General features: G+C 34.2%; 9 protein-coding genes. 2 read left to right on the top strand and 7 right to left on the bottom strand.

Annotated features, from left to right (window positions below):
- The 3 genes from DFR56_RS24065 to spoIIQ all read right to left on the bottom strand — a co-directional run.
- The coding region (locus tag DFR56_RS24065) for a helix-turn-helix domain-containing protein (protein ID WP_146214335.1) at positions 1-65 on the bottom strand (65 nt) is incomplete at its 3' end.
- 414 nt (positions 66-479) lie between these two features.
- Entirely contained in the window at positions 480-746 is a 267-nt protein-coding gene (gene spoIIID / locus DFR56_RS19790) for a sporulation transcriptional regulator SpoIIID (protein ID WP_110397189.1), read from the bottom strand.
- A gap of 833 nt (positions 747-1,579) precedes the next feature.
- The gene (spoIIQ, locus tag DFR56_RS19785) at positions 1,580-2,458 is read right to left on the bottom strand and encodes a stage II sporulation protein SpoIIQ (protein WP_110397188.1); all 879 of its coding nucleotides are present in this window, start codon (positions 2,456-2,458) and stop codon (positions 1,580-1,582) included.
- A 287-nt stretch (positions 2,459-2,745) separates the two neighbouring features.
- On the opposite strand from spoIIQ, the gene DFR56_RS19780 reads away from it, so the two are divergent.
- Both DFR56_RS19780 and DFR56_RS19775 read left to right on the top strand, forming a co-directional pair.
- Positions 2,746-3,192: a MarR family transcriptional regulator gene (locus tag DFR56_RS19780; RefSeq protein ID WP_110397187.1), complete on the top strand. Its 447-nt coding sequence runs from the start codon at positions 2,746-2,748 to the stop codon at positions 3,190-3,192.
- 77 nt (positions 3,193-3,269) lie between these two features.
- Entirely contained in the window at positions 3,270-4,370 is a 1,101-nt protein-coding gene (locus tag DFR56_RS19775; RefSeq protein ID WP_110397186.1) for a serine hydrolase domain-containing protein, read from the top strand.
- A gap of 29 nt (positions 4,371-4,399) precedes the next feature.
- Here the strand turns inward: DFR56_RS19775 and spoIID are convergent, their stop codons facing one another.
- The 4 genes from spoIID to DFR56_RS19755 all read right to left on the bottom strand — a co-directional run bounded on the left by spoIID (position 4,400) and on the right by DFR56_RS19755 (position 8,685).
- On the bottom strand, positions 4,400-5,452 hold the full coding sequence (gene spoIID, locus DFR56_RS19770) for a stage II sporulation protein D (RefSeq protein ID WP_110397185.1): 1,053 nt from the start codon (positions 5,450-5,452) through the stop codon (positions 4,400-4,402).
- Between the two features lie 539 nt (positions 5,453-5,991).
- Complete coding sequence (gene murA, locus DFR56_RS19765; RefSeq protein ID WP_110397184.1) at positions 5,992-7,329, bottom strand: UDP-N-acetylglucosamine 1-carboxyvinyltransferase; 1,338 nt, start codon at positions 7,327-7,329, stop codon at positions 5,992-5,994.
- Positions 7,330-7,362: 33 nt separating this feature from the next.
- Positions 7,363-8,076: a YwmB family TATA-box binding protein gene (locus tag DFR56_RS19760; RefSeq protein ID WP_110397183.1), complete on the bottom strand. Its 714-nt coding sequence runs from the start codon at positions 8,074-8,076 to the stop codon at positions 7,363-7,365.
- A 378-nt stretch (positions 8,077-8,454) separates the two neighbouring features.
- Complete coding sequence (locus DFR56_RS19755; RefSeq protein ID WP_110397182.1) at positions 8,455-8,685, bottom strand: DUF1146 family protein; 231 nt, start codon at positions 8,683-8,685, stop codon at positions 8,455-8,457.
- Between the last annotated feature and the right edge of the window lie 200 nt (positions 8,686-8,885).

Raw genomic sequence — 8,885 nt, 5'->3', positions numbered from 1 at the left:
GCAATTAGTTTTTCTTGGTTTTTATTGGGATAGATCCGAATTTTATAGGCTTTATGTTTCAACATATGATCCACCTCGTTTTTATACTTTCATTACACTTTATGGAACGTGTGTTTGTAAATGGATTTGAGATTAGATTTATCGCTCCCAGGCGTCCATTCATCCCACGATTGAAATCGCGGGTGTTCTGGACATTTTCATAAAAAGAACTTTTCCACATAAAATCCGAATACCAAAAATATTTTTCACTAGAACTACGGGAATTTCCGCAAATGTGTGTATCGAAACAATTCAATAGTTCCGATTTACACTAATAACAGAGGTTGCATTTTTGCTTAGGAAGCGCGACCTCTGTTATTGTATTCGGAAAATACCCCATTCTTGCAAAGATAATTACAGTTCTTCCGAATATAAATCACATTCAAACAAATATAAATTTCTGTGCTAATCTAATAGCAATCCCCCTATCCCGTCAAAAATTATTCGTTTTGCCCTTGGCGCTCTAGTTTGTATTTTTTTCTCGTTGCTTCACCTCCCCGAATGTGACGGATTGATTTGTGATATTCCAAGATTTCTTTCACTTGCTTGGCAAGCTCCGCATTTATTTCTGGTAAACGTTCTGTCAAGTCTTTATGAACCGTGCTTTTCGAAACACCAAATTCTTTTGCTATCATCCGGACAGTTTTTCTCGTCTCAACGACGTAATTTCCTATCCTGATAGTCCTCTCTTTGATGTAATCATGCACACCGGTCGCCTCCCTATGTTGATTTTCCGAGGTGTTAAGTGAGACAAAGTGCGGTGTTCACATGCTAATACGATTTAATCATAGGCTCATGGAAAATAACGATGGTTTAGATTTTTTCGGCTCACTACTACATTTTCTTCCTACTATTGCTCACAGTATTAAAACTACAAGATCATCATCAAGGACTCTCATAAAATTGGTATTTGATCTAGTTATGTATTTAATCTTCTCTTTTCAAATGTTAAATCATGATTCCTTATGAGATATACATGCAATAAATTGATGATGACTTGTAAAATATAATGCAAAACGTCCTGCCATTTTTCATATCATGTACAATTTTTTCTTAACATCATACATTCATAGAGAAACGTGGCTTATCGCTAAGAAAACACTCCATCATATCATGGATAAAGTTGGAGGGTGTTACTTTTGGGTTAAACTTTTTTACCGCGGTAGCCTCAAATTCACGAATACAGATTAAAATGATCTGTCAAAATGGATTGGACGCTGTGACATTATGGTGAAAATAAGTACAGTGAGATAAAACCGATTTGATTTCAATAAAAGATATTCACCAACTCGCACCCCAGATATTAAGCGATTACTCTGTTAATCATATTTTATTATTAATTAAATTTGTTTATGATTAAAATCGTTCTTTTCTCGTATAGGACAAGGTATTTAATCTTTTTTATTTGTTTTTCCCACGCTCCCTTTCAGTTGTCCTAGCTACACTGGCTCTATTATTGGCACAAAAAAAAAGCCCCATGAATATTAGGGCCATTCGTTTATTCTTCATTTATGGTTAAATCAAAACCAACAATCCATCGTTAAGCAATGATGGAAAATGATAAATTCTGGCTTTCCTCAGCATCTTCATCCTCAACATCTTCGGAATCCTCTTCTTCTTTATCTACATCTTCAGAATCAGGCTTTTCCTCTTCTTTTTCTGTAGAATCAGGACGATCCGTTTCTTGTTCATCAGAACTTGGCTCTTCTACCTTTGCATCAACATCAAGTTCTTCTATCTTACTTAACGGTTCATTGAAGAAATCTTCTGGATTTACTTCCACGTCAGCTTTACGAATCTCAAAATGGACATGTGTACCACTTTCTTCGCTAAATAAATTTTTTCCAGCTGTACCAATTTTGTCACCTTGTTTAATTTTTGCACCAGTTTCTACTTCAACTTCTCCTAAACTTGCATAATATGTTGAAATATTTTCACCGTGTGACATTACTACAACATTTCCTAACAACGGATCTTCTTTTACTTCTGTAACAGTTCCGCTTAGAGAGGCAACGACATCAAATGCGTCTCCATCACTAGATGCAATATCGATTCCTGTGCTTTGGTAATATCTGTTATTATAGAGAGTTAATCCTTTTTCCTGATCCTCTTGTTCTGCGTTGTAATCATAAAATTTAGTAACTATTTCTGTTTGAACTTCATCATGGACAGGCATTTTAATGATCTCCTGCTGCTGCAAAACAGATTCTGCCTCTTCATCAAATGGATTTTGACTATAGCTATCCGATTGCTCGTTGTCATCAAGTCCCTCTATTAATTTACTCTCTATATTTTGGTACCAAACGACAGCTGTTAGAAGAAAGGCTGCAATCATAATATATAGTGCTGGGAAAAACCATTTCTTCTTAAAAATTCGAGTCCATTTATTTTTGGATTCGTTTGTAAAATTTTCTTTCATTTGTTTATCACCTCATCAACCATTGTGAACAGATAAAAGAAAATATATACATTCATTGACAAGTTTTTTCTATTATTATGATTATTTTAAAAACTAGTTCCTCACAAACAATTAGATTGAGAGAAAATAAAGACGTTTTAATGACAAATTTATAACGCTACCACCCGCCAATTTTAAAGTAGCACCATTCAATTTTAAAAATTGCATCTTTCTTCCATTTTACCTTGAATTTATTTTTTTTTGCGATACACTTAACTCAACTTAATTATTAATGGAGGTTAACTTTTTTGAGTAAAAACTTTTTAAATGATACTGTTCAACAAATTAATGATTTGACTCACTTTATTAATAATCAGGTTTATCAAAAACATAACACCTTAATCGATGAAAACATTACTGCTGCACAAGATCATCTTATCCATACGATCCATACTGCGAAAACAATGACGATCAATGAAATAGCCCAAAAATTGAATGTCTCTTCTAGTGCCGTTAGCCAACAAGTTTCCAAGTTGGAGGAGAATGGTTACGTCAAACGCCAAATAAATGTAAATAATCGTCGGGAAATTCTCGTTAGCTTAGATAAAAAGGGGCATTCATTTATCAAGCAACAAGATAAATTCGATGAAATCGTTACGGAAAAACTATATAAAAAACTTGGAGAAAAAAAATTAATTGAATTTAAAAATATATTATTAACATTAAAAGAAATAGCAATAAAAGAATTTCCTTAAAAGAATAGCTGATCATTTTAACAAATAGTTAAGTGGCATTAACTAGTAAGTTTATTAAATGTTAAGGAGGAAAAAGAATGATGATTACTGAAGATACAACCCAGTTGATGATGAAAGAAATTAGCAAGGCCAAGAATGCTAGTATCGTTGTCGGTGTTGTAACGAAGGATGGTAGATTTATCGAAGGTTTTGTACAAAATCAAATGCCTAAAATAAATGTCGGAGATCTTTTTTTCGAAATTGGATCTACGACGAAAACATTTACAAGTCTACTATTAGCGAAATTAGTGACAGAAGGAAAAATTTCACTCGATGATCCTGTCAGTCACTATAAACCAGCATACAAAAATGCCTTGTCTTATAATGGAAAAGAAATCACTTTCCGACATCTAGCAACACATACTTCACGACTTCCGAGAGAAGATATGAAAACAATCCGAAAAAATTTAAAAGCAAATAAACAGGAGAAAAATAATCCTTATAAATCTTTTACTTCGGATCACTTGCATCAATTCTATATCGATTTTGACTTAAAAAAAGAGATTGGTACTAAATGGGGTTACTCTAATATTGGAATAGGGTTACTTGGAAATATACTCGCTGAATTAGAAAAACTTTCTTACGAAGAAGCGATTCAGAAATATATTTTAGAACCGTTTCAAATGAAAGATACGTTTATTACAGTTGGAAATGAACGGATGGATCGTTATGTAAAAGCATATGATAAAAATGGGAAACCTGTCCCGCCAATTGAACTTCCTGCAGTTGACGGCGCCGGTGCAATTAAAAGTACTGTAAATGATTTGCTCACCTATTTAGAATATCAAATTGGTTTACGAAATAGCCCATTAACTGAAAGCATTGCACTCACACATGAACGTCAAAATGTAAAAGCATTTAAACGATTTGATATGGGGCTTTGTTGGATGATTGAAGATGTGAAATGGTCCAAGTATCCGATCTATCATCATGGCGGTACAACAATTGGCTTCCATACGTATTGTGGTTTTATGAAGGAAAGAGAGATTGGAATCGTTATTTTTTCGACGGTACAAATTCCTTTATTAAGATTCCTAAGAATGATCGTCGGATTAGAGGATATGGTAAATACAAATATCGCAAATCAACTATTTGAAAAACATGATATTTTGGAGCGACTAAAACATGAAAAAAATTAAAAGAGAGTCGTGTACTCTCTTTTAATTTTTTATTTAGCGACCAAGGTAGGTGCAGCTTCAGTTATTGTGTTAATATCAATATCTTGGTAATAATAAGACAAAATTTCTTTATATGTTTTCCCTTCTTCTGCCATCCCGTTTGCTCCATATTGACTCATTCCAACTCCATGCCCATACCCTTTTGTCGTAAAAATCAAATGTTCATTTTTTTGTTGGATAGAAAAATCATTGGAGCGAAGATTAAGTTTTTCTCTTATGTCCTTCCCCGTAAATGTGGAATCATTGATCACTAATTCACTAACTCGATTACTTTCTGTCCGTTTTATTTGAATGGGGATTGCATTTCCAGCTTGTAATGAGATACCTAATTTACTATTAATTTCATCAATCGTAAAGACATTTTGTTCGGTGAAATTAGGATGTTTCTCCTCCCACTTACTTTCCACGCTTTTTAAATATGGTAATTCATTCCCCCAATAATTTTTGGCATCTTCTGTAAAACCATTACTCATAGAAAAAAAGGTTGGTGTGATCGGCTGTTCATCGTATGTGATGATTTCTCCTTCTGTTGCTAAAACAGCATCTGTCACTTTTTCTATCTTCCAATGAAAATCACTACCCCAAGCTGTTTTTAGCTCATCTTCATTTTTATATACTTGATGTTCCGTCGTATCGGATATGATTACATCTTCTTCTCCGTCTTGATGTAATAAATGGTTGACAATATATGTTCTCGCTGCAATTGCCTGGGCCTTTAAAGCCTCAGCCTCAAATTCGGCTGGCATTTCAGAAGCGACGACCGAAATAACATATTTCTCTAATGGTACCTTTTCAATTTCACCTGTTTGTGACCTTTTAATAGAAACTTCAAATTGGGGAAGTTCGATTTGGCTATTTTTAGTTTTATCGCTACTCGGCATTTCTGTTATATCACTTGCTGTATCAGGTGAATTCTTTGTTGGAATCATTACGATAATCGTTGGAATAATAACAATGGTACACATTAATATTGCTATCCCTACGATTCCAGTGAATCTCCAAGTTGAGTGTTTACCCACTTTTAATGTTGAAGTTTGTTTCATTGCACTTATTTTTCTACGTTTTTTCTTTCCAATAGTCTTTCTAAATTTATACTGTTTTATTGTATCTCCCTCCTATCTTAAAAACTACTTGTACTAGTATTTTTCTTACTATTAATATATATACAATTCTTTTAAATCATAGAACCACCTAATAGAAATTTGTTTTAGCCAAAGAACAAAAGCGTAAGCGCTCGTTTAGCGACGTACAAATTGGAAAGCTTCTGACGAGAAAAAGGAAACATGCCCTTTCATAGGGGTATGCCGACGTTGGGCGCAAAGCCCGATTTTAGTCGGCCTTCCTTAAAACTTGAACCGATGTTGACTTATCGTAGGAAGAAGTTTGAAATTTGGTACAGCTTTAGCGCTTAAGCTAGACGCGACTAATCGTGCAAATAAACTTTATCCACAAGTATAATCAAATATAATTTCCTAGACAAATAAAAAACAGATAGAAATATACTCTACCTGTTTTCATGCGAAGATGGGAATTGCCGGATGAGCGTCCAGCTAATTCCCAATCGTTTTTACTATATTAAAATTTACGAAAGTTCCACTGCAATGTTTTTCGGTTTAAAATCAAGCTGAATCACTTTTTCATCCGCTTGTTTTTCTTCCGTCGCAACTTTGACCCTTTTTATGTCTGCACCAAGATGCTTCAACTTTTTAGCAAAGTCAACATAACCACGATCTAGATGTTTTAATTCCGTTACTTCTGTTAAACCGTCTGCACACAGTCCTGCTAAAATTAACGCAGCCGCGGCTCGGAGATCAGTCGCTTGAACTTGTGCACCTTGTAGTTCATTTAATCCTTCAATAATGACACTTCTACCTTCAATTTTCATGTTTGCATTCATGCGCCTAAATTCCTCGACATGCATAAAACGATTTTCAAAAACCGTTTCTGTAAGCACACTTGTACCTTCAGCGTTTATCATTGCCACCATCATTTGTGATTGCATATCAGTAGGAAAACCAGGATGTGGTAAAGTTTTTATGTCGGTTGCTTTTAAATTATTTGGGCCAATGACACGAACACCATTTTCTTCCTCAATGATCTCGACTCCCATTTCTCGAAGCTTCGCAATGACAGGGCGCAAATGTTCTGTTACCACATTTTCAATTAATACATTTCCACCAGTAACTGCAGCAGCTACCATAAACGTACCTGCTTCTACCCGATCTGGAATAATAGTATGCTCCGCACCGTGTAGTTTTTCTACACCATTTATTCGAATTGTTTCCGTTCCAGCACCGACGATATCAGCACCCATTTTATTTAAGTAATTCGCTAAATCAACAATCTCAGGTTCCTTAGCACAGTTTTCAATAACTGTTTTTCCTTCCGCTAATGTTGCTGCCATCATTATATTTTCAGTTGCACCAACACTTGCCACGTCTAAATAAACGGTGCATCCTTGTAATCGACCGTCTACACTTACTTCTACAAAACCGTTGCCAATATTTACTTTTGCTCCCATTGCTTCAAAGCCTTTTAAATGTAAATCAATTGGCCGTGAACCGATCGCACATCCTCCCGGCAATGCCACTTCCGCATGCCCGTAACGTGCAAGTAACGGCCCTAACACAAGTACAGAAGCCCTCATTTGACGCACATATTCAAACGGTGCTTCCGTTCGCAACTTATTTGTTGCATCGATTGTTACTTTGTTATTTTTAAATTGAACTTTTGCATTCAAATTACGTATTACTTCATTAATTGTGTATACATCATCTAATGTTGGAACGTCATAAATGACACTTTTTCCTTCACTTGCGATTAAACTTGCAGCCAATACAGGAAGAACAGCATTTTTCGCCCCTTCAACCTTTACATTCCCGCTTAATCTCTTGCCACCTTTTACAACGATTTTATCCATCTGACAATTCTCCTTCAATTTCTGTTCATTATATTAATATTCATTTAATATAATAGGCGTTCCAATTATAACTTGTTTTTTATTATGATCATTGTTTTTAATACTCATATGAAAATTTACTGTTTCATTTTCGACAATTATTGTTCTATTCCACAACTTGTTATACCCGTAAACTTCTTTTTCATAAACAGATTGTTCAACATTATCAATCTGTTCACTCCTATGTATAACTTTCATTTTTTTCCAAATTTCGTCATCTGAAAATCCATCATTAATTATACCATTATCATTCAGTTTTACACAAGTGAAAATTTTAGAGAAAGTGAGTGAAAGTTCATTTTGTAATCTATTTGTCAAATTATTGTAATAATTATGAATTACTTCATTCCATTCTTCTCCTGAAATAACCAATTGGAAAGTAATCTGATTAGCATGACCAGTTGGTACAATCGCTTGAAAATAATGATTAATTTGATCTTTAGAATTTTTAGTCTCGAATATATATTTTATCTTATTTTCATCTTTTACAACAGTGTCTAAATAACTATTTTGTAATCTTTTTGTAATATTGTCAAATTCCTTTTCAGAAATTTTTTCGATCATCACAACTTGCCATTCATCTAATATAAATCCTTCTCCCAAAGCAACATTTGTAATTGTTGCCAATTCTGTGCTTGTTTCGACCGTGCTTGGTTGAATAAAAAGAAAAATTGTCGTTGTAAATATAAAAAATAATTTCCTCATCATAAATCCCCCCGATTTATTACAAGTATGTACAATGAAGAATTTAATTAAACGAAACAAATTATTACATCTTTCAACACGGTTAGGAGAGATTTTAAACTAAATAAATTGTTAATGCGAAGCTTTAAAAATTGCACGCAAATAGAAGAAGGAATTGAGAGAGCTGGAGGATAATAAAGATGAATAGTTGGAATGCTGGTTATGGTGCATAATCTGAGGGGAAATAGAAGAATCGGGATTCTGAAAAAGTAATGCAGCGGAGATCTGTAAAGGTAATAAGTGAATGCTAGGGATAAACAATAGATGAGTGATGGTTACTAGTATGTGCGGGGCTCCCCAATATAAATTGTACCATTTGCGGACTCCCCGCTTTTTTGTGCATTAAAATAAATAAATTAGATCTTGGGACCACTGTATAATATCTAACACGAATCTACTAACCCCTGCTCCGATTACAATCGTCATAAAGATAATAATAATTCGAGCTTCTACTACACGATTCTTTCTAACGAGTGGTTCGAAATTGATTCCTTGCATAGCGGTCCATGTAATATAAATAAAGATAATATGAGAGAGCATACCGATAATTGAGAAATATCCAATGGAAATCATGTTATCACCTATCATTTTAAATTTATATCGTAACCTTGCCATGATATAGAAAAAAAGTCAATACAGATCATGCACTTCTTCAGGAGATTAGATTCTTTTTTATTGAAGGAAAATCGCTTTTCCATAGTACTCCATATGTAGGTCATCTATCCTAAGATGCAAGTCGAAAAAACAAACATTTATTTCGTATTTCCCGGGAA

This window comes from Pseudogracilibacillus auburnensis (genome assembly GCF_003201975.1).
Classification (GTDB): domain Bacteria; phylum Bacillota; class Bacilli; order Bacillales; family Amphibacillaceae; genus Pseudogracilibacillus; species Pseudogracilibacillus auburnensis.
This window is presented reverse-complemented; position numbering and strand designations above follow the sequence as displayed.

Excerpts from the sequence above, each read along its gene's own strand:
- murA (WP_110397184.1), bottom strand. The coding sequence starts at position 7,329 with ATGGATAAAATCGTTGTAAAAGGTGGCAAGAGATTAAGCGGGAATGTA.
- spoIIQ (WP_110397188.1), bottom strand. The coding sequence starts at position 2,458 with ATGAAAGAAAATTTTACAAACGAATCCAAAAATAAATGGACTCGAATT.
- spoIID (WP_110397185.1), bottom strand. The coding sequence starts at position 5,452 with ATGAAACAAACTTCAACATTAAAAGTGGGTAAACACTCAACTTGGAGA.
- DFR56_RS19760 (WP_110397183.1), bottom strand. The coding sequence starts at position 8,076 with ATGATGAGGAAATTATTTTTTATATTTACAACGACAATTTTTCTTTTT.
- DFR56_RS19755 (WP_110397182.1), bottom strand. The coding sequence starts at position 8,685 with ATGATTTCCATTGGATATTTCTCAATTATCGGTATGCTCTCTCATATT.
- DFR56_RS19775 (WP_110397186.1), top strand. The coding sequence starts at position 3,270 with ATGATGATTACTGAAGATACAACCCAGTTGATGATGAAAGAAATTAGC.